The organism is Brucella pseudogrignonensis (genome assembly GCF_031454375.1).
Classification (GTDB): domain Bacteria; phylum Pseudomonadota; class Alphaproteobacteria; order Rhizobiales; family Rhizobiaceae; genus Brucella; species Brucella pseudogrignonensis_A.
Map to the genome: position 1 here is coordinate 286,534 of NZ_JAVDQT010000004.1, position 18,958 is coordinate 305,491.

Consider the following 18,958-nt stretch of genomic DNA (forward strand, 5'->3'; position numbering starts at 1 on the left):
AAAAAGGGGAAGGGCCGCTATCGTCAAAGGGAAACAAACAAAATAGAATAATAAATCTGGTCAGTAAGCATTCGAGTGTTTAAGCAAATCCATCTTGATTTAACTGGATGCACCGATGACCGCTCAATCTGATCCCAATCTGCTCAATGATCTTTCATCTTTTGTACAGAGCCTCACTAATGACATTGAACCGCATCTGATTGAGGTGCGCCGAGATATCCATGCTCATCCGGAAACCGGATTTGACGTTGAACGGACCGCGGGTGTGGTTGCGCGTGAACTGGCAAGCTTGGGCATTGAGCATCAGACAGGCGTGGGGCGGACCGGTGTTGTTGGTCTGATTAAGGGTGGCCGACCGGGGCCGACTTTGATCATCCGCGCTGATATGGATGCTCTGCCAATCGAAGAGCAAACGGGACTTCCTTTTGCGAGTCTACATCCGGGTAAGATGCATGCCTGTGGTCACGATCTGCACACCGCGACACTGATCGGCATTGGCAAGGTTCTCAAAGATATTGCTCCGCGTTTGAGCGGCAACGTCAAGCTGATGTTCCAGCCGGCAGAAGAAACGCAGGAGAGCGGCGCGCGTGCCATGATCGCTGATGGCATTCTTGATGGCGTCGACTATGCGCTTGGCTTCCACAATCATCCCGATGAACCGACCGGCACGTTTACGTTCGTTGAAGGTGTGGCCAACGGCTCATCTGACGAGTTTGATATTACCGTTCATGCGGCTTCCGGCCATGCGGCGCGTCCACATCAGGCCGTAGATCCGATCGTTGCTACAGCGCAGTTGATAACGCAGTTACAAACAATCGTATCGCGTGAGGTTGATCCAATGCTGGCAGCCGTTCTGACCATTGGTTCTATCCATGGTGGTCACACGCACAACATCATCCCGGATTCAGTATCGATCATGGGAACAGTGCGCTGTCAGGACCGAGATGCGCGCGACATCATTGAAGCTGCTGTTCGCCGTATCTGTAGCGGGCTGGAAGCGTCATTGCGTGTGCGTTGCGAAATCAACTATGTACGCGGTGTTCCATCGATGGTGTCTGATCCCTATCTGATTGAGACGACCGGCGCGGTTATTCGTGAGCATTATGGTGATGTGTTTTTCAGGCGCGGCGGAAGCTTGGGTTCTGAGGACTTTGCATTGGTTGGCGAACGAGTGCCATCGTTCCAGCTAGGTATTGGTGCCGCACAGGAAGGCCGCGACGACAAGCTGCATAATTCCGATTATCAGCCGGATGAGCGTTCCATTGCCAATGGCGTTATCGCACTCTCACTGGCAGCAGCACGTATTTTATCTTAGAAAAAACTGGGCGGCTTTTCAGCCGCCCTCTTTTAGTTATGCGCAGAGATACTGGTTGGATAATGCGTGAATGTGATTGGTGCCGATGCCACAACAGCCGCCAATGATGCCCGCACCGTTTTTGACCCAGCGCTTTGCCCATTTACCATAGGCATTCGGATCAAGATCAGCGCGAATTTCGGTGACGGTTGCGTTTGCCTCTTCATCGCCCTGCTGCGATGGAAATGCATTGGCATAAACGCCAATCGGAATATCCTTGCCCAACTCATCAAAAACCTGCTTTGCCGCAAGAATGGCTGCATCCATAACTTCAGGCATTGCGCAGTTGAAAAGCAGCGCTTCTGCTCCGAGTTCAGCCGCAAGTCGGGCACCGTCAGCGACTGTTTCACCGGACCGGAGCTGTGCTTCCGTCATGGCTTCTGGAGCAACATCATCGCGCAGCGTGTAGGAAATCCAGAGCGGCTTTCCTGTTGAACGAGTGGCTTCATGGGCGGCTTTAACTTCGATGAGGCTGCTCTGGGTTTCGGCAAGCCAGAGATCGACGGACGGTGCAAGTCCCTCCACCAATACATCAAGCAATTCACCTGCACGGGCTGGATTGAAAAGCTCCGGCTGATACGATCCAAAAACAGGTGGCAGTGATCCGGCAACTTTGACTTTACGGATCGCTGCATCTGCTGCTTCGCGTGCAATTGTTCCAGAGAGAGCTGCGAGTTTGTGGCCTTCCGCTGCGAAACGCTCTTCACCAATGTGAAAAGGAACCACTGCGTAACTGTTGGTGGTAATAACATCGGCGCCGGCAGCGATATAACCGTCATGCACGTCGCGGACATAGTGTGGAGCTTCGATAAGCGCGAGAGCCGACCATTCCGGCTGACGGAACGGTGCGCCAACACGCTCTAATTCCCGACCCATGCCACCATCGAGAATGACTGTTTTGCTGCTCATGCTTTTATGTCCTTATTGTATCTGCAGTAGTAGGGTCTGTGCGCTGCGTAATGATGTCATCCAGCCAGCCTGGCTGCATCTGCGGAACCGATGCAAGAAGCTTTGCGGTATAATCGTCAAAGGGTGGGTTGAGTACATCTGCCTTTAGGCCATAACGCACAACTGATCCCCGGTGCATGACGGCGATTTTATCGGCTATAGCGCGAACAATTGCGAGATCATGCGTGATGAAGAGGTATGAGGTTTCTGTCTCGCTTTGCACGTGACGCAACAGTTCCAGAATTCCCTCAGCCACAAGCGGGTCTAAAGCCGAGGTTGGTTCATCGCACAGAAGCAGCTTGGGACGCGCAGCAAGCGCACGCGCGATGCAGACGCGCTGTTTCTGACCACCTGAGAGTTCGGCTGGATAGCGCTCGAGAACGCTTTTTGGCAGTTCTATGAGGTCCACCAACTCAGCGACCGATTTGCGCCGTGCATCGCGTGGCATTCCGAAATAGAACTGCAATGGCCTGCTGATTATGTCCGCAATGGTCCGACGAGGGTTCAGAGCCAGATCGGGCAACTGGCTGATCATCTGTATATTGCGCAGCGTTTCTTTTGAGCGACGTTCCAGACTTGCTGGAAGCACTGCGCCATCAAAACGAATTTCTCCGGCAGTGGGCTCAAGAAGTCCGCTGACAACACGAGCAAGTGTTGATTTGCCGGAACCAGATTCTCCCACGATAGCCAGTGTCTGGCCTTTTGCGAGGTCGAGGGTAATGTCGGTGAGTACCGGTGTCGCCGGGTTATAAGCAGCTGAGATGTTTGCAATGGAGAGCAGAGAAGCCGAGCTTTCTGCACGGCCTTCGATTTCCTTTTGACGAACAGCCACAAGCTGGCGTGTATAGTCTTGGCGCGGCGCATCAAAAATTTCGCGCACCGACCCTTGTTCCACCATTTGTCCGTGGCGCAAAACCATGATGTCATCGGCAATCTGCGCCACCACCGCCAGATCATGCGAAATGTAAAGCGCTGCTGTTCCGGTGGTTGTGATGGCTTTCTTGATAGCGATCAGCACCTCAATCTGGGTTGTCACATCAAGAGCGGTCGTCGGCTCATCAAACACCACAAGATCAGGACTGGCACAAAGCGCCATGGCGGTCATGGCACGCTGAAGCTGACCACCCGAGACCTGATGTGGATAGCGCTCGCCAAAACGGTGCGGATCAGGCAGGCCGAGCAGCGTGAACAGTTCAATAGCGCGGGCTTTAGCCTCACCGCGTTTCATCAGCCCGTGCCAGACGGTGGCTTCTATGACCTGATCAATCAGTCTATGCGCCGGATTAAACGCAGCCGCAGCCGATTGGGCGACATAGGCGATCCTGCTGCCGCGCAGTTTCTGCGTGCTCTTGCGGGAAAGTGACAGTACATCTTGCCCGTCGAGCGTAATTGTGCCGCCGGTGATCTCAAGTCCGCCGCGTGCGAAACCGAGGGCAGCAAGGCCAATGGTTGATTTGCCCGCGCCGGATTCTCCGATCAGGCCAAGGACGCTGCCCTTTTGCAAGGTCAGATCAACGCAATCGACGACAAGACCATCATCGGAGCTAATCTGAAGGCCGGTGATTTCCAGCAACGGCTGTGTGTTGGGATTATCCATTGTTTTGTGTGCCTCGCTTGAGGCTTGTCGTGCGCTGTAAAGTCCAGTCCACGACAAAGTTCACGCTGATCGCAAGCAAAGCAATAGCACCACCTGGAATAAGCGCAGCAAATACGCCGAACATCAGTCCGTCTTTGTTTTCCTTTACCAGACTTCCCCAATCGGCAATCGGCGGCTGAACACCGAGCCCCAGAAAAGAAAGGGTTGAAAGGAACAGAATGGAAAAGACAAAGCGCAATCCGAACTCTGCCAACAGCGGCGACAAAGCATTGGGCAGGACTTCATGGAAGATAATCCAGCTTTTGCTTTCGCCGCGCAATCGCGCGATTTCGATATAATCGAGCACCACAATATCGGATGCAATGGCTCGGCTGACCCGGAAAACACGGGTTGCTTCCAGAACTGCAATAACTGCAATGAGAATGAAAATACTTTTTGGCAGAACAGCGAGCACGACGAGCGCAAAAATTAGCGTTGGTATTGCCATCAGCAAATCGTTACCGCGCGAAAGAACCTGATCCGGCCAGCCGCGCGTGAGCGCTGCAAGAAAACCAAGTGGCACACCGATTACAAATGCGAGAATTGTGGCTGCTGCGGCAATAGAAAGCGTAAGCCGCGTGCCCCATATGACTCGGGACAGAAGATCACGGCCAATATTATCGGTACCGAGCAGCGCTTCGCGAGAAGGTCCCTGCCACACGCTGCCGACGACTTCCGAAATGGGATGTGGCGCGAGCCATTCCGCAAAAACTGCAACGAACAAAAAGAAGGCGATTCCGCCAAATCCAATCACCGCCAAGAGCTGGGAGCTTTTGTTGCGCTTTTTCATCCTGAATGCCTCAGCCGCGGATTGGTCAGAATGACGATGACATCAGCAATAATGTTAAGACCAATGTAAACGGCTGCAAAAATGAGCCCGCAAGCCTGCACTACTGGCACATCACGTTTGGAAACGTGATCCACCATATATTGCCCCATGCCCGGATAAACGAAGATCACTTCAACAACCACCACACCCACAACCAGATAGGCGAGGTTGAGCGCGATGACATTAATAACAGGTGAGAGTGCATTAGGTAGCGCATGTTTGAGCAGAATGCGCCAGCGTGGCAGGCCTTTGAGCTGAGCAGTCTCAATATAGGGTGATGACATAACAGCAAGAAGTGATGCGCGTGTCATGCGCACCATATGTCCGGTAACAGCGATCACTAGCGTCATGCAGGGCAGGGCGATCGCTGTCAGGCGTTGCCAGCCGCTCATGGAAGGATTTACTATGGCGCTGGATGGCAAAAGACCAAGCGAAATGGCAAAATAGGCGATCAGAATATAGGCCACGAAAAACTCTGGCAGCGATATGGTGCTAAGCGTTGCGACCGCGATGCTACGATCAATCGCAGTTCCTGCATATAGAACGGAGATGATACCCAGCAACAGGGCAATCGGTATTGCAAACAGCGCGGCCATTGCCGCGAGATAGAGCGTATTAGACAGGCGGGGCGCTATGCTTTTCGCAATGTCCTGCCGATTGGAATAGCTGCGCCCGAGATCACCCTGAACTGCATCGCCGAGCCACTCCGTATAGCGCTGCACAGCCGGTCGCTCTAAGCCGAGCTCTTTGCGGATATTCTCAACGGCTTGAGGCGTTGCCTGTTGCCCCAGCATTGCAGTGGCCACATCGCCGGGCAATATTTGTGTTCCGGCAAAAATGACAACTGAAATAGCCCAGAGCAATATGACGCCCAGCAACAAGCGCTTGAAGATTAGTCCCGAAAGCGAGCTGCCACGCAAAAAGCCAGCAGAATACCCACGGCCCGAAATTGTGGCTGTCTTGGTATCACGCGAAGACTGGTCTGTTGGCACGTCTGTCATTGGCGGTCCGGAAGTAGGCGGTCAGAACGGGAAAGTGCTGCCGGTGTTACCCGTTCGACACCTCAATGCCAAGACCCTTGTGATAGGCATTCCCCAAAAGCGAAATCGCGTTTGGGGAATGCAATGGTAAGCTGATAACTATCCGTTATGGTCTCTGCTATTCGTCAAGCCAGACTTTTTCAGCCAGACGATAACCGCTCATATCGCCACCACCCGGTACGGAGACATAACCCTTTACCTTGCCACTGGCGGCAGCAAGATTATCGGTAAAGACCGGGATCAGCTCTCCGCCATCTTCCACGATTAGAACCTGCATATCGTGATAAATCTGTTTGCGCTTTGCTTCATCCAGTTCAACGCGGGATGCGGCAAGCAATTTGTCAAATGTCTCGTTGCTCCAACCGGTTTCATTCCATGGAGCGCCAGTCTGGAGCAGCATCGAAAGCATCGCGTCAGCAGTTGGGCGAACTGACCAGTTAGAAGCGACGAACGGTTTTTTCAGCCAGACTTCATCCCAGTAACCATCGGATGGCACGCGTTCAACATCAATCGTGATGCCTGCCTTTGCAGCCGACGCCTGATAAAGCTGTGCGGCATCTGCCGAGCCGGTAAAGCCGTTATCCGAAACGCTGAGTGGAATTGAACCAGAGAAGCCTGACTTCTTCAGATGAAATGCTGCCTTTTCAGGATCATAAGCACGCTGTGGAACATCTTTGGAATAAAGCGGGTTCCATGATGGGATCGGGTGATCGTTGCCAACAGCGCCGGTACCAACCAGCAAACTTTTCTGCAATTCTTCGCGGTCGATTGCATATTTGAGCGCCAGACGCAGATCATTGTTTTTCAACAATTCAGAATCTGTGCGCATCGGGAAGCAATACATCGAGTTTTCTGGAGTACGTAGTATCTGGATGTCAGGGCGCGCACTCAGATGGCTGACCAAGCGTGGTTCTACAGCATTGACGATATGTGCCTGACCGCTCATCAGTGCCGCCATGCGCGCAGTCGTGTCATCCATGGCGATGGTTTCAACGGAATCCACATTGGCACGATCTGGATGCCAGTAGTTTGGATTGCGGCGGGTTAATGCGCGCACGCCGGGCTGGAAATCTTCGAGAATGAATGCGCCGGTGCCAATACCTTTGTCGAAGTCTTCGCCGTCAGGTCCGATGCCCAGATGATAATCTACAAACGCTGCCGGGAAATCGACATTCCCCGCATTGAGTGTAACAGTCACTTCATGCGTGTCAGATGCTACAACATCGGTGACGGCGAGAAGCACGCCTTTGCCGCCGGATTTTGTATCATCACCACGATGATGATTGAGTGAGTAGACCACATCCTTCGCAGTCAGCTCTTTACCATTGTGGAAGGTCACGCCCTTGCGCAGGTGGAATATCCATTTGCTCGCATCAGCATTGGCTGGTTCCCAGCTTTCCACCAGAGCGCTTATGAGCTTACCATCAGGACCAAGTTCCAGCAGCGTGTTAAACAGCTGGAAGCCGACGGTGTACATATATGCCATCGTGTAGGATGCGGGATCGAGATGATCCGAGCTGGAAGCGGAATGCATGGCAATAACCAGATGCCCGCCCTTTTGTGGCTTCGCATCCTGAGCACGTGCCTGTGTTGGCAGCAGCAATCCTGATGCTGTCATCCCTAAACCAGCGGCGACGGCAGCTCCGGCTGACATGCTAAGAAATTGCCGCCGTGAAGGCTGCAGCGAAATGATCGGGCTTTTCTGGTGGGGCATTTTTGCACTTCAAGGCTTAGGAGTGAATATGGATTATAATCTTTGTTAATCTCATTCAAGGTAATCCTCAACAAGCAATAAATGCTATAATAATTTGTTAAAATTAGAATATTATTCTGCATTTGGCCGAATAATTTATTTAAGCTCAATTTTTGATAGATATTTTTAGTGCATCAGAGTGGGTGAACCACCCGCTTTTCTTGTATCAGTAAAACTCATGCGTTGGATAAGAAATTGCTATTGGACGGGTGGCAGCCATTCGCAATAGAAGTGGATGACTCCAATATGCGATAAGTCTTATCGTCGGCTTTTAAAAGTGTTTGAATACATAGAGGGTTATGAAAATTGGGTAAGCCAGTCGTACTTTTGGGCTGTGACTTTTCGGATCGATTTAAAGCGCTTTTGACCGAGAGCTATGAGGTTCTGGAGCCTGTTACGAAGCAACAGGTAGACAGTGCTGCACCTTTATTAGAGGATGTTCGCGCACTGATTACCAAGGGTGGGGTGAGCCACAATCAGCAGATCGTTGATGCTGCACCAAATCTCGGAATGGTTTCCTTTTTTGGTACCGGATTTGAGGGCATTGATTTAGCTGCTGCCTCACAGCGCAATCTGGTTGTCACACATAGTCCTGGTGCCAATGCGTCCAGCGTTGCTGATTTTGCAATTGGGTTAATCCTTGCCTCAACGCGTCAGATCGTAGCCGCAGATCGGTTCGTACGGGAGGGCAAATGGACAAGTAACGCTGTCGTCAATATGCCCGCCGTTGCTGGTGTAAAAGGAGCAAAGCTCGGAATATTCGGGTTGGGTTCGGTGGGCAGCAAAGTTGCACAGCGCGCAGTCGCTTTTGAAATGGACATTGGTTATTTTAGTCGCGCACCTAAGGAGGAATACTCCTATCAATATCTATCAAGTCTAGAGCAGTTGGCAGATTGGGCCGATATTCTGCTTATTGCTGCGCGTGCAGATTCCAATAATCGACATATTATTGATCGCAATATAATTTCCCGTCTTGGCGCCAATGGACATCTTATCAACATCGCTCGCGGGTCGCTGGTTGACTCTCTTGCTCTTGCCGAAGCGCTTGAACGTCAGATAATCGCAGGAGCGGCACTTGATGTTGTCGAGAACGAGCCTCATCTTCCTGCACAACTCTTAAATGCCCCCAATCTCATACTGTCTCCCCACATTGCTTACGCGACTGTTGAGGCACGGAAAGCACAGGAGGATATGGTGCTCTCTAACCTGAATGCATTCTTCTCAGGAGCTTCGGTTCCGAATCCGGTGAGTGACGCTGCATAGAAATAGGTAGCTTCCGCCTCCAATCCGTTGGAGGCGGTTTTGGAGAAACCATTGGATCCGCGCGGTTTGTTGGTTCTGTAGTCTGGATTTAAGCTCTATTCCGCAGCAACTTATCCCACTTGTGACCTATCCAGCTGGGTGCAATATATGCGCAATGGGCTTTTGAAAATAAAAGACGCTGTTGCAGCTCTTGGCTGATTGATCGCATTACAAAGGCTATGAATTGCTTATGATAATGTGATCGTCTGGTCGAAAGCGACTGGCCAGTATCATTAGAACCAGACACAGAGCCGCCATGAGCCACCAGGCGGGTGTGAGATCAGAGAGACTCTGCCTGATGATGCCAGCAGCAAAGGGCAGTGAAGCCGCAAGAATATAGCCGCCGCCTTGCACAAAGTTAACGATTGCGCCAGCGGCTTCGTTGTTTTCTCCATGATCAAGCGCAACGATAAGAGAAAGCGGAAACAGTGCACCGATGCCAAGACCTGCGAGTATGGCAGCGGGCCATGCCAGATATAATGGGGCAATGCAGAGGCTTATCAGTCCCGCCAGAAGTGAAGTCAACGCAGCCAAAACCATGATGCGGCGATCTCTAAATTTGCCGACTAATAATGATATCGCGATACCGGCTACGACCTCGGCAGCGGTAAGGAATCCCAGAAGCGCGCCTGCGGCTTTTGCCGACCAACCCAACTGCATAAAGAATGGTGGGAGCCAGGCAAGTACCAATGTGTAGGCTCCGGTAGCCAGTCCGAAGAAGACCAACAGCGCCCAAGCGCGGGAGAATTTATAAAGATTGAAGCGCGGTCTTGATGTGCCTGATCTTTGTTGGTCGGGTGTTTTCATCCAGAAAATGAGAGCCATTAAAGCAGGTAGTGCCCATAGGCTCAGTGCTGGTTGCAAGCCCCACAAATCGGAAATCCAAGGTGCTAAGCTGCTGGCGAGCAATGCCCCGCCCATAATGGCGGTCGAATATATACCCATCAGGCTTGCTGAGCTTTGGAAATTTTGCGCCCGGATGATGAATGGTATCAGCGCCTGAATGATAGCAATCCCAATGCCTCCGATTATTGCGGTCAGGAGCAGTTGTGCCGAACTCGGAATAAAGGCCCGTGCAGCACAGGCGATAGATATGAGGATGAGACCTGCAAATATGCCGTTTCGGTCACTCATCACCCGCCGCAGTTTTGAAGCACCCAGAAGGCATATCCCCATAAGGGCAACGGGCAGAGTGGTTAGCAGACTGGCCAAACTATCATTCAGGCCTGTATCTCGTTGGATGACGTCCAGCAAGGGACCAATGGAGGCGAGTATCGGGCGCAGATTGATGCCCACAAGAACGATACTCATTGAGATTAGCAGAGGGCGAACGGGCTGCGACATACCCTTCTCCATTTCATTTGCAATTCGGTAAGCGGCCATATATCTCTACGTAGAGATATATGGATTAACGTACAGGTGAAGTATCTCTACGTCAAGATAGGTGTGTCATGGATCGTGCAGAATTTGCGGCTCGACAATGGGCGAAGGAAATGCCTGATTTGGAAACAAGACCGATGGTCTTGCTGGGACGATTGGGTGAAGCGGCATTGGTTATTGCGCGCGATCGTCTCAATCCGGTTTTTGAAAAATTTGGTCTGCAGCCAGGGGAGTTCGATGTTCTTGCGACGCTGAGACGAAGCGGTGAACCTTATGCTCTCACCCCAACCGACCTATATGAAGTAGCGATGATCTCGTCAGGAAGCATGACAAACAGATTGGATCGGCTCGAAAAAGGTGGCTTTGTTGAACGTCGCCCCAATCCGAATGACAAGCGTGGTACAATCGTGGCGCTAACTGATCGGGGTAGGGCAGTGATTGAGAGCGCAATCATCAGCCACGTTGAAAATCAAGTCACCATCGTTCAGGCACTAAGCCGAGAGGAGCAAGATCGTCTCTCTGAACTGCTCGGGAAATTGCTCTCGTTGCAGAAAGATTAGCGATCTCATCAACTTGCTTGTGGTGCGATCAGGCTGAAAGTGTATCGCAAAAATGCTTCGTCATCGGGAAGTACGTCGCCAGTAATACTTACAGCGTTTTGCATTTCCAGTTCGCTATGCAAGCGGTATTGAATAACGCTCCCGGCTGTCACCATTGCCTGACCAGCGGAAACATCATTGCGAATGTAGCCAGCCTCCTGAGCGCGTGCGAATATGGGAACGATTTTCTGGTTGAGACGCTCAACACGTGTGCGTCTTTCAGTTTCCGGAGCGCCCAACACACGCCAGATTTGCAATCGAAGTGCAGAAGGGTGGCTGCGCCAATACATCATGTAGGCGGAAAGAATATTCGGAATTGTTTCTGCATCAATATCATCTTTTTCCAGAGCTGGGCCCAGAAACTCAAGAAAATCATCGGATACCAGCTTTCCAACGAGATTCCACAGCCGCTCCTTATCGCCAAAATGATGGGTGAGAAGCCCCTGTGAAACTCCTGCACGCTGGGTAATGTCGCGCACTGTTGCACCGTGAAACCCAAGTTCTGCAAAGGCAGTGAGTGCGGCTTCAAGCAATTTATCACGGGCATCCACCGTCGAAAAAACTGGTTTTAGTTCCGACATGGGTTGCTCCTGCGCTGCCTTCGTTCGGGTTTTGATGCTTATTACTTATCAATAAAAATACGTCCAGTCAATTGACTGAACGTTTGTATAGTGTAATGAAAGCTCCCCAACGTTGCCCGAGATTCTCATGAGATGGGAACCGGAAACCCGGCGTTCAGGAACAGTGCTATGCGAGGAAAGTGGACCAAAGCCGAGACCGTTTGTTCGAAAATTGAGACCAACCATTATCGGCGGCTTGGTTACGTTGCCGTCATGTTTGGCGCGCTCCTCGGATCAACGGCTTTGATACCCATGACAGCGCAAGCGCAGGAGCAGGAGAAACGAGAAAGTCAGGGATTGGTTTTGCAAACCATTACCGTGACCGCGCAGAAGCGGCCCGAAGATATGCAGCAGGTGCCGGTGGCGATTTCTGTGCTGATGCCGCAGGAAATTGCCGATGTGTCTCCGTTCTCATCCAATGCAGATATTGCCAGACGGACACCGAATTTCGCCTATATGGAATCGGGTGGCCAATATACCAACAGCGGCAATATTCGCGGCGTCGGCTCCTTCTCGCCGCTGTCGCCCAATGACACATCTATTTCGTACAATATTGATGAAATCCCGCAGTCTGCATATGGGATCCAGCCATCAACATTGGACATGGAGCGCGTCGAAGTTCTGCGCGGACCACAAGGAACTTTATACGGTCTGAATGCGCAGGGTGGTGCCATCAACTATGTGCCGAACCGTCCTGTTTTCGGCCATGAGTTCTCGGTTGGAACGGAGTTTGGGAGTGATGGTTGGCGGATGGCGCAAATCATTGCGAATGAAACGCTGATTGATGGCACACTCGCTGGTCGTTTGGCGCTCAGATATAATGGCCGTAACGGTGATATCAGCAATGCTGTGATTGGCGGAGAAGACGGGAAATCCAGGATAGGTGCGGCCCGCGGTTCATTGCTGTTTACGCCGGACGCGAATACGAACGTTATTTTGTCGTTCAATTACAATCGTTCTGACGATGAGATACCGCGCTTCGTTTTGAAAAGTGCACCCTGTTTTCCTTGTGATGGGCTGAATACGCGACCTGATTTCAGCCGGGAGGAATATGGAGGCAACTTACGCATTGAGCATGATTTCGAGCAATTTCGGTTCACGTCTTTATCCAGCATTCAGCGAAACAATTTTCATCAGAAGCTGGATATGACCGATAGTCTGATATTCGGAAAGTTGCTGGGTATAGCGCCTGCAACGCTGAACAATCCGGATCTCGATGTTTATAATGGCCGTATTGATGAAACACGTTATTTTCAGGAATTTCGTCTGACTTCACTTGAAGACTCGGAGACGACCTGGGTAATCGGTGCCAACGCATTTCGTTCAGAGGCTGATATTGCGACAGACGGAAGTAATTTTTCACTTCCGAACTTTTCGGTCTTTAGTGGTCAACAAGACAATCGCCTGACGGTTAACAGCTATGCGGCCTTTGCCGATGTTGCAGTCCCTGTCGTTGGAGAGCTTAAGGCACTTGGTGGCTTGCGCCTTACGCATCTCGATGCTGGCGCAAATTATCATTATACCGGAGGTGGGGTCCCCGGCACAGTAGCTGCATTTGATCAGGATTCATCCTTTTCCGACACATTTCTGACGGGTCGATTTGGCGTCAGTTACGACTGGACGCCGGACTTCATGACCTATGCAACCGTTGGCCGTGGCGCAGTTGGTGGTGGCTATGCATGGAATGGCAGCAACCTGCCATCAGGCCGCATGGAACCGTCGTTCCCAACGTCCATGAGTTGGAGTTATGAGGCGGGTTTCAAATCGACAATCCTTGACGGTCAGGCGACACTGAATGGTGCTGTCTTTTATAACAACATTAAAGACGGCCATCTTTATGTCATGAACCGATCATTGCTTGCCTATGAGACAGCCGCTCTTGATTTTGACACCTATGGCGCGGAACTGGAAGCGCGCTATCAGTTAACGCCTGAATTCTCAGTGCAAGGCAACATTGGATATACACATGCGGAACTAAAGAATGTTCCGGTGGGTTCATGGACTGGCGCGAAATCTGGCAATAGTGTTCCAAATGTTCCAGCGGTCACGGCTTCCATCGGTGCTGAATATCGTACCGATGCATCCATTGTGCATATCAATCAGGGTACGGTCTATCTGTCAGGCTCTTATCAGTTTGTTGGCAAGCGAGCCTCAGACGTTGGCAATAATTTTGATCTTGAAAGCTATGGTCTCGCCAACGCACGGCTCGGCTGGGATGGCGACGCAGCGCGGTTCTATATCTTCGCCAATAATATTTTCGACAAGCGCTATGATGCCGTTGGCGCTTATTATGGCCCCGGCGTTGAAACAGTGACTGTCGGCAAAGGCCGGACAATTGGCGTCGGCACATCATTTCAGTTCTAGATGGAGCGTCCAATGTCTCTTGTGAAGGAGGACGGTGAGGGGGCAGCTTGTGCTGCCACCCCTTCCAGACCTGTGTGGCCGCTTTTAGCATCCATTGCGGTTCTTTATGCGTCGTTCGGTTCAATTTACGGGTTGATGCAAGGGGGGCTGCCCCCATTGATGCGCGCACGCGGAATAGATCTGGCCTCAATTGGCTGGAGCTTTCTAATGCTTGTTCCGTTTGGGCTAACTTTCTTGTGGGCGCCCGTCATTGATGCTGTTCGTCCGATGCGCAAAAGGCCGCGGATTGGATGGATTGTCCCCATGCAGGCGGTTATCGTTTGTGGTTTGCTTGTTGTGGCACAAGGCGAACACTTCCCCCCTTTGGTATTGCTCACTTTCGGTATTGTTATCGCATTTGCGGCAGCGACAATGGATGTTGCGCTTGATGCGTTGGCAACGGCCAGCATACCAGCCGATCAGCGAACGGTGGTCGGCGGATTGAAAGTTGCAGCGTTAGGATTTGGTGCGATCCTTGGTGGAGGGGTATTTGTCGCCCTATCAAATCAATTAGGATGGACAGCGACATTCAATTTGTGTGCTGCCGTCTCGGCATTGAGCACGGTGCCAATCATTTTCAGTCGAAAATGGGACTTTGTGACCGAAGGGACAAAGCCAGGTCGTCCTTCTATTCTTGCAGTTCTTCGCCAAGGTGCTATGCGCCGCAGAATGATCTTTTTGACGCTGACAACCATGTCGATTGTTGCGCTATCATTTCTCAATCGGGTTATGCTGGTTGATTTAGACGTGACAGTTGAGACGATTGGCTGGATTGTGGGTATTGGAGCGCCCGTTTTCGGCTTGCTGGCCGCACTTGGCGCAATACCGGTTGTGAGGATTCTTGGGTCACGCTTCGGAGTTTTGATATTCACGCTCATTTGCTTGTTCGCATCTGGCGGAATGATCATCGGTGCACTGCGTCATGACACAGTTCTTGCCATATCCGGTGCGATTGTGATGAGCGGCGGAACAAGTGGTCTGTTTGTTATTCTGAGTGCGGCAACCCTTGGCTGGGCAGATGGGCCTCAACCAGCAACGGACTATGCTGTGCTTTATGGGGTCAGTCGTCTTATCGCGACATTTGCAATTATTGGGCTGTCAAATCTTGTCGCGGTTATTGGCTGGTCAGTATATTACGTGGGTGCGAGCTTTGCTCTGCTGGTCGCAGCTTTGCTTTTATGCACGATTTTGCCTGATCTCAAAAGACATGGAATTGACGCTTCGAAATGACAGACCCCAAAGTTGAAGCCTTCTTGCGCGAAATCGAGACAGGGCGCAGTGATCAATTTGCATTGATAAGCCAATTGCGGGATATCGTGCTTGCATCGGGTCCAGCGATCTCAGAAGAAATCAAATATGGCGGTATCCTGTTTTCTTCAGCGGTCAATTTTTGCGGCATATTCTCTTATGATCAGCATGTGACATTGGAGTTTAGCCAAGGCGCTTTATTGGCCGATCCTTATCTTGTCCTGAAAGGAACGGGCAAATATCGTCGCCATGTAAAATTGATCGAAGCCTCTGAAATCGAGTCAAAACACCTAGCGGAATATATAAAAGCCGCGCTATCCAACGCCGCGAGATAGCGTGGATCTTATCAAAACTTGAAATGTCCTATTCAACGCCTTTTTTATGAATAATCCTGCGCAGGATTGTTTGAAATAACTGCGACTTGGTGTTCAAGCCCAATTTGATGAAAGCCCGTTTTCGATGGGTCTTCACGGTCTCTTCTGAGATATTGAGCTTACCAGCAATTTGCCGCGCGTCACTTCCATTCAAATCAAGTAGGAGCACTTCCTGTTCGCGGTTTGAAAGCGCGCCGCGAGACAATCCCTGAAGTGCACTTTGCAACAAATTGTCGTCGCTGACATGGCTCAACTGATGGTGCTGCCAGAACCGGCTGTAAAGTGCGCTGAACGTTTGGTTGAGCCCTTTAAGCGTTGAGAGTTCATGTGTCTGAAACGCATTATAGCCAGAGCGATACAGCGCGATCTGTACTGTTTGCAACGGCGATAATTTGACAGCAATGGCAAGTTCGGAACAACGCTTGGGAAAACCATGCGTGCGATAGCCAATTTCCTCAGCGTCATCGATTTCAATGCCGGTGAATTCAGCGAGGGGCTTTCTGAAAGATTGGCTGCGTGCCAATTGCCCCATCGTGTAAGCACCACTCTCGATGCCAATCCGATGGTGCTGATAGAACGGGTTGAGACGATAGGTTGTCTTGCGGTAGCTGTCGAGGAACCGGCTATCCACGAGATGCCCAATATCGTCGTCGAGAATGTAGACTAATTCATCACCTGAATAGACGTACATCGCTGATGCATCGGCCTGAACCAGACGGTTGAGAGCTCGCATCGCAATGCGCGGATATTCTGGATTGTCGATCGCGGAGATCATTTCAGCGACTACAGAATCCTGGGTTTTGTTTGCGCCACTGTGCTGTATTTTCATCATTGTATTATGCTCACTGCCCGCCGATGTTCTGTCCCCCCTAGGGGTGATACCGGCGCGAATTTCGTCAGTGTACCCGTTTGCCAGCAGTACTCAAGACTGTTGTCGGAAACGGGAGGTTCCAAAAATGATGAAGCGTGCAATTCTATTCGCCAGTGTTATTTCGATGTTCGCGGGTGCAGCATATGCGAGCGACCTGAACGTCGCTTCGGTCACGGCCAATGTGCCATTCGAGTTTGAAGATGGCTCTGGCAATCTCGTTGGTTTTGAGGTTGATCTGGTTAATCTCATCGGTGAACGCACCGGCAAGAAGATCAATTACACCCAGATGCCATTCAACAGCATTTTCGCGACGGTACAATCCGGACGTGCTGATATTGCGATTGGTACGGTCACGATTACTGACAAGCGTCTGGAATCGGTTGCTTTCACCCAGCCATATTATGATGCCGATGCCTGCCTCACAACGAGTTCAAATGGCGATGTAAAAAGCCTGAAGGACTTGAATGGCAAAGTGCTGGCCGTTGTCACCGGAACAACCGGCGAGATGTGGGCGACGGAAAACAAAGACAAATACGGCATTACCGAAATCAATCGTTATGATGGTGTGAGCGAGCCTATGCTCGATATCGCGACCGGACGTGTTGCCGCTTTTGTCCATGATTGCCCGATCGACGCATATTATATCAAGGACAAGCCGCAATATGCGATTGTCGACACGATCCCAACGAACGAACAGTTCGCGATTATGTTGGCAAAAGACAGCCCTCTGCTTCCAGAACTGAACGCTGTGATCAGTAAGCTCAAGGAAGATGGCGAAATTGCCCGCATCCATGAAAAATGGTTCGGCACCGCCCCGGCCAAAGATTCGAGCACCATTGAAGTGCGTCCAATCCCCGGTAAATGATCGCCCATTGATCAGTCAGTTGCCGGAAACATTTCCGGCAACTTTTCCTACGGATAACTCGTCTTCCACTACTGGGATAGTTGGTCTCGCCTATGGATTTTTACTCAACGTTTCTGAACTTTGAGGTTCTGAAGAACGCAGCCCCACTGATGTTGCAGGGCTTCGGATTAACGGCACTGCTGGGTGTGACAAGTTTGATTGCTTCGGTCATTCTTGGGCTCGTTCTGGTCCTGATCCGCATGTATGCGCCGAAACCCATTCGTATTTTTGCAATCGCTTATATCGACGTTTTTCGTGCAATTCCGCTGCTGGTTTTGCTTGTCCTTGTTTATTATGCACTGCCTTTTGTCGGGCTACGGTTGTCTGCATTCTGGGCGGCGACAACAGCCATTTCACTGGTCGCATCGGCCTATATGGCCGAAACGTTTCGCGCTGGCATTGAAGCAGTTCCCCGTGGTCAGTTTGAAGCCGCGCATGCTCTTGGGTTCTCATGGCCACGGTTGATGGTGGATATTATTTTGCCTCAGGCGATGCGTCTCGTCATTCCGCCGGCGACCGGGGTTGCTGTTGGTTTGATAAAGGACACCGCACTTGCATCTGTTGTGGCTTTGCCTGATCTGTTGAAACAGGCAACGCAGGCACAGGCCTATTATGCCAATCCCTCGCCTCTTGTTGGTGCTGCCATTCTCTACCTTTTGATGCTGATCCCGATGGTTCGCGTCGTGAGCATGCTCGAAAAGCGTCAGAAGAAGAGCCGATAACGGTTGCGTGGGAGGAAGACATCATGACGAATGAAAACCCTGACAAGCAGAGTTCCGAGACGCTGATCGAAATCTCGGCTTTGGAAAAATACTACGGAAAATTCCATGCATTGAAGAATGTGAACCTCTCGGTACGCCGCGGGGAGGTTGTTGGAATTATTGGTTCATCCGGCTCGGGTAAATCAACGCTCATCCGCTGCATCAATCTTCTTGAGACGTTTACATCTGGCTCAATCGTTGTTGATGGTGTTCCAGTGCGTGAAGGCAAAGAGCTCGAAAAAGTTCGCGCTGAAGTTGGAATGGTTTTTCAGCAGTTCAATCTGTTTCCGCATATGACCGCCTTGCGCAATGTCGCTATTGCGCCAGTTCGGGTGCGTGGTCGCAGTTGGGCAGAGGCTGAGGAAAAGGCGCACCAGCTCCTGCAACGTGTTGGCTTGAGCGAGCATGTTAACAAATATCCGGATCAGCTTTCTGGCGGGCAGCAGCAACGCGTCGCAATCGCGCGCGCCTTGGCTATGGAGCCAGAAGTGTTGCTGTTTGATGAACCAACATCGGCGCTCGACCCTGAAATGGTTGGGGAAGTTCTTGACGTGATTCAGAGCCTTGCGCGCACTGGCGTGACAATGCTGGTTGTGACCCATGAAATGTCATTTGCGCGCCGTATCTCAGACCGCATCATCTTCATGGAAAAAGGCGAGATCATCGAACAAAACGCACCCGATGCTTTCTTTGATAATCCGCAGACCGAGCGTGCCCGGTTCTTCCTGAACTCAATCGTCCATGCCTGAGTGTTTTCTGTCCTGATACGAGAAAGGACAATTAGGCTCAGTACTCATAAATTTAATGGAAATGGCACCTGATATGACCAGATATGCAAGGAAAGACGTGAAAACGGGGTGTTTCCCCCGGTTGATCGTCTTGACGCAGCAGATCGCCTGTTCATTTCGGTGTCCGGAGGATGTGGCCCATCCGCCC

General features: G+C 51.2%; 17 protein-coding genes. 9 read left to right on the forward strand and 8 right to left on the reverse strand.

Going from position 1 to position 18,958, the window contains the following annotated elements; all coding sequences use genetic code 11:
* The first annotated feature begins 115 nt into the window (after positions 1–115).
* Positions 116–1,315, forward strand: a complete 1,200-nt coding sequence (locus J2782_RS14535) for a M20 metallopeptidase family protein (protein WP_310013785.1) — start codon at positions 116–118, stop codon at positions 1,313–1,315.
* Between the two features lie 36 nt (positions 1,316–1,351).
* Here the strand turns inward: J2782_RS14535 and J2782_RS14540 are convergent, their stop codons facing one another.
* The 5 genes from J2782_RS14540 to J2782_RS14560 all read right to left on the reverse strand — a co-directional run bounded on the left by J2782_RS14540 (position 1,352) and on the right by J2782_RS14560 (position 7,521).
* A complete protein-coding gene (locus J2782_RS14540; protein WP_310013787.1) occupies positions 1,352–2,263 on the reverse strand; it encodes a homocysteine S-methyltransferase family protein in 912 nt (303 codons plus the stop codon).
* A gap of 4 nt (positions 2,264–2,267) precedes the next feature.
* Positions 2,268–3,899 carry an ABC transporter ATP-binding protein gene (locus J2782_RS14545; protein ID WP_310013790.1) on the reverse strand — a complete coding sequence of 544 codons (1,632 nt, stop codon included), beginning with the start codon at positions 3,897–3,899 and terminating at the stop codon, positions 2,268–2,270.
* Positions 3,892–4,728 (reverse strand): ABC transporter permease, encoded by an 837-nt coding sequence (locus J2782_RS14550; protein ID WP_310013792.1) that lies wholly within the window; start codon positions 4,726–4,728, stop codon positions 3,892–3,894. Before J2782_RS14550 ends, J2782_RS14545 begins: the two co-directional genes overlap by 8 nt.
* Positions 4,725–5,768 carry an ABC transporter permease gene (locus J2782_RS14555; RefSeq protein WP_310013793.1) on the reverse strand — a complete coding sequence of 348 codons (1,044 nt, stop codon included), beginning with the start codon at positions 5,766–5,768 and terminating at the stop codon, positions 4,725–4,727. Before J2782_RS14555 ends, J2782_RS14550 begins: the two co-directional genes overlap by 4 nt.
* 157 nt (positions 5,769–5,925) lie before the next feature.
* Positions 5,926–7,521, reverse strand: coding sequence for an ABC transporter substrate-binding protein (locus J2782_RS14560; protein ID WP_310013794.1), 1,596 nt, complete (start codon positions 7,519–7,521; stop codon positions 5,926–5,928).
* A gap of 345 nt (positions 7,522–7,866) precedes the next feature.
* On the opposite strand from J2782_RS14560, the gene J2782_RS14565 reads away from it, so the two are divergent.
* Entirely contained in the window at positions 7,867–8,823 is a 957-nt protein-coding gene (locus J2782_RS14565; RefSeq protein ID WP_310013796.1) for a 2-hydroxyacid dehydrogenase, read from the forward strand.
* Between the two features lie 216 nt (positions 8,824–9,039).
* Here J2782_RS14565 and J2782_RS14570 read toward each other — a convergent pair whose 3' ends face one another.
* A complete protein-coding gene (locus J2782_RS14570) occupies positions 9,040–10,206 on the reverse strand; it encodes an MFS transporter (RefSeq protein WP_310013797.1) in 1,167 nt (388 codons plus the stop codon).
* A gap of 107 nt (positions 10,207–10,313) precedes the next feature.
* Between J2782_RS14570 and J2782_RS14575 the strand changes: the two genes are divergently transcribed.
* A complete protein-coding gene (locus J2782_RS14575) occupies positions 10,314–10,802 on the forward strand; it encodes a MarR family winged helix-turn-helix transcriptional regulator (RefSeq protein WP_310013798.1) in 489 nt (162 codons plus the stop codon).
* 8 nt (positions 10,803–10,810) lie between these two features.
* Here J2782_RS14575 and J2782_RS14580 read toward each other — a convergent pair whose 3' ends face one another.
* Positions 10,811–11,422 carry a TetR/AcrR family transcriptional regulator gene (locus J2782_RS14580; RefSeq protein WP_310013799.1) on the reverse strand — a complete coding sequence of 204 codons (612 nt, stop codon included), beginning with the start codon at positions 11,420–11,422 and terminating at the stop codon, positions 10,811–10,813.
* A gap of 168 nt (positions 11,423–11,590) precedes the next feature.
* Between J2782_RS14580 and J2782_RS14585 the strand changes: the two genes are divergently transcribed.
* From J2782_RS14585 to J2782_RS14595, 3 genes are read left to right on the forward strand one after another with little or no spacing between them, the layout of a single operon-like run.
* Positions 11,591–13,825, forward strand: a complete 2,235-nt coding sequence (locus J2782_RS14585) for a TonB-dependent receptor (protein WP_310013801.1) — start codon at positions 11,591–11,593, stop codon at positions 13,823–13,825.
* Between the two features lie 12 nt (positions 13,826–13,837).
* On the forward strand, positions 13,838–15,094 hold the full coding sequence (locus J2782_RS14590; protein WP_310013803.1) for an MFS transporter: 1,257 nt from the start codon (positions 13,838–13,840) through the stop codon (positions 15,092–15,094).
* Between the two features lie 23 nt (positions 15,095–15,117).
* A complete protein-coding gene (locus J2782_RS14595; protein ID WP_310013806.1) occupies positions 15,118–15,447 on the forward strand; it encodes a DUF1801 domain-containing protein in 330 nt (109 codons plus the stop codon).
* Positions 15,448–15,475: 28 nt separating this feature from the next.
* Here the strand turns inward: J2782_RS14595 and J2782_RS14600 are convergent, their stop codons facing one another.
* On the reverse strand, positions 15,476–16,318 hold the full coding sequence (locus tag J2782_RS14600; protein WP_310013807.1) for a helix-turn-helix transcriptional regulator: 843 nt from the start codon (positions 16,316–16,318) through the stop codon (positions 15,476–15,478).
* A gap of 124 nt (positions 16,319–16,442) precedes the next feature.
* Here J2782_RS14600 and J2782_RS14605 point away from each other — a divergent pair, with 124 nt between their 5' ends.
* The 3 genes from J2782_RS14605 (at position 16,443) to J2782_RS14615 (ending at position 18,771) form a co-directional block, all read left to right on the forward strand.
* Entirely contained in the window at positions 16,443–17,222 is a 780-nt protein-coding gene (locus tag J2782_RS14605; RefSeq protein WP_310013809.1) for a transporter substrate-binding domain-containing protein, read from the forward strand.
* Between the two features lie 92 nt (positions 17,223–17,314).
* On the forward strand, positions 17,315–17,983 hold the full coding sequence (locus J2782_RS14610; protein WP_310013810.1) for an amino acid ABC transporter permease: 669 nt from the start codon (positions 17,315–17,317) through the stop codon (positions 17,981–17,983).
* Positions 17,984–18,006: 23 nt separating this feature from the next.
* A complete protein-coding gene (locus J2782_RS14615) occupies positions 18,007–18,771 on the forward strand; it encodes an amino acid ABC transporter ATP-binding protein (RefSeq protein WP_310013813.1) in 765 nt (254 codons plus the stop codon).
* The last annotated feature ends 187 nt before the right edge of the window (positions 18,772–18,958 follow it).

Coding starts and splice junctions, on each gene's coding strand:
- J2782_RS14575 (WP_310013798.1), top strand. CDS start 10,314: ATGGATCGTGCAGAATTTGCGGCTCGACAATGGGCGAAGGAAATGCCT.
- J2782_RS14560 (WP_310013794.1), bottom strand. CDS start 7,521: ATGCCCCACCAGAAAAGCCCGATCATTTCGCTGCAGCCTTCACGGCGG.
- J2782_RS14600 (WP_310013807.1), bottom strand. CDS start 16,318: ATGATGAAAATACAGCACAGTGGCGCAAACAAAACCCAGGATTCTGTA.
- J2782_RS14610 (WP_310013810.1), top strand. CDS start 17,315: ATGGATTTTTACTCAACGTTTCTGAACTTTGAGGTTCTGAAGAACGCA.
- J2782_RS14585 (WP_310013801.1), top strand. CDS start 11,591: ATGCGAGGAAAGTGGACCAAAGCCGAGACCGTTTGTTCGAAAATTGAG.
- J2782_RS14615 (WP_310013813.1), top strand. CDS start 18,007: ATGACGAATGAAAACCCTGACAAGCAGAGTTCCGAGACGCTGATCGAA.
- J2782_RS14550 (WP_310013792.1), bottom strand. CDS start 4,728: ATGAAAAAGCGCAACAAAAGCTCCCAGCTCTTGGCGGTGATTGGATTT.
- J2782_RS14555 (WP_310013793.1), bottom strand. CDS start 5,768: ATGACAGACGTGCCAACAGACCAGTCTTCGCGTGATACCAAGACAGCC.
- J2782_RS14580 (WP_310013799.1), bottom strand. CDS start 11,422: ATGTCGGAACTAAAACCAGTTTTTTCGACGGTGGATGCCCGTGATAAA.
- J2782_RS14590 (WP_310013803.1), top strand. CDS start 13,838: ATGTCTCTTGTGAAGGAGGACGGTGAGGGGGCAGCTTGTGCTGCCACC.
- J2782_RS14535 (WP_310013785.1), top strand. CDS start 116: ATGACCGCTCAATCTGATCCCAATCTGCTCAATGATCTTTCATCTTTT.
- J2782_RS14545 (WP_310013790.1), bottom strand. CDS start 3,899: ATGGATAATCCCAACACACAGCCGTTGCTGGAAATCACCGGCCTTCAG.
- J2782_RS14540 (WP_310013787.1), bottom strand. CDS start 2,263: ATGAGCAGCAAAACAGTCATTCTCGATGGTGGCATGGGTCGGGAATTA.
- J2782_RS14570 (WP_310013797.1), bottom strand. CDS start 10,206: ATGTCGCAGCCCGTTCGCCCTCTGCTAATCTCAATGAGTATCGTTCTT.
- J2782_RS14605 (WP_310013809.1), top strand. CDS start 16,443: ATGATGAAGCGTGCAATTCTATTCGCCAGTGTTATTTCGATGTTCGCG.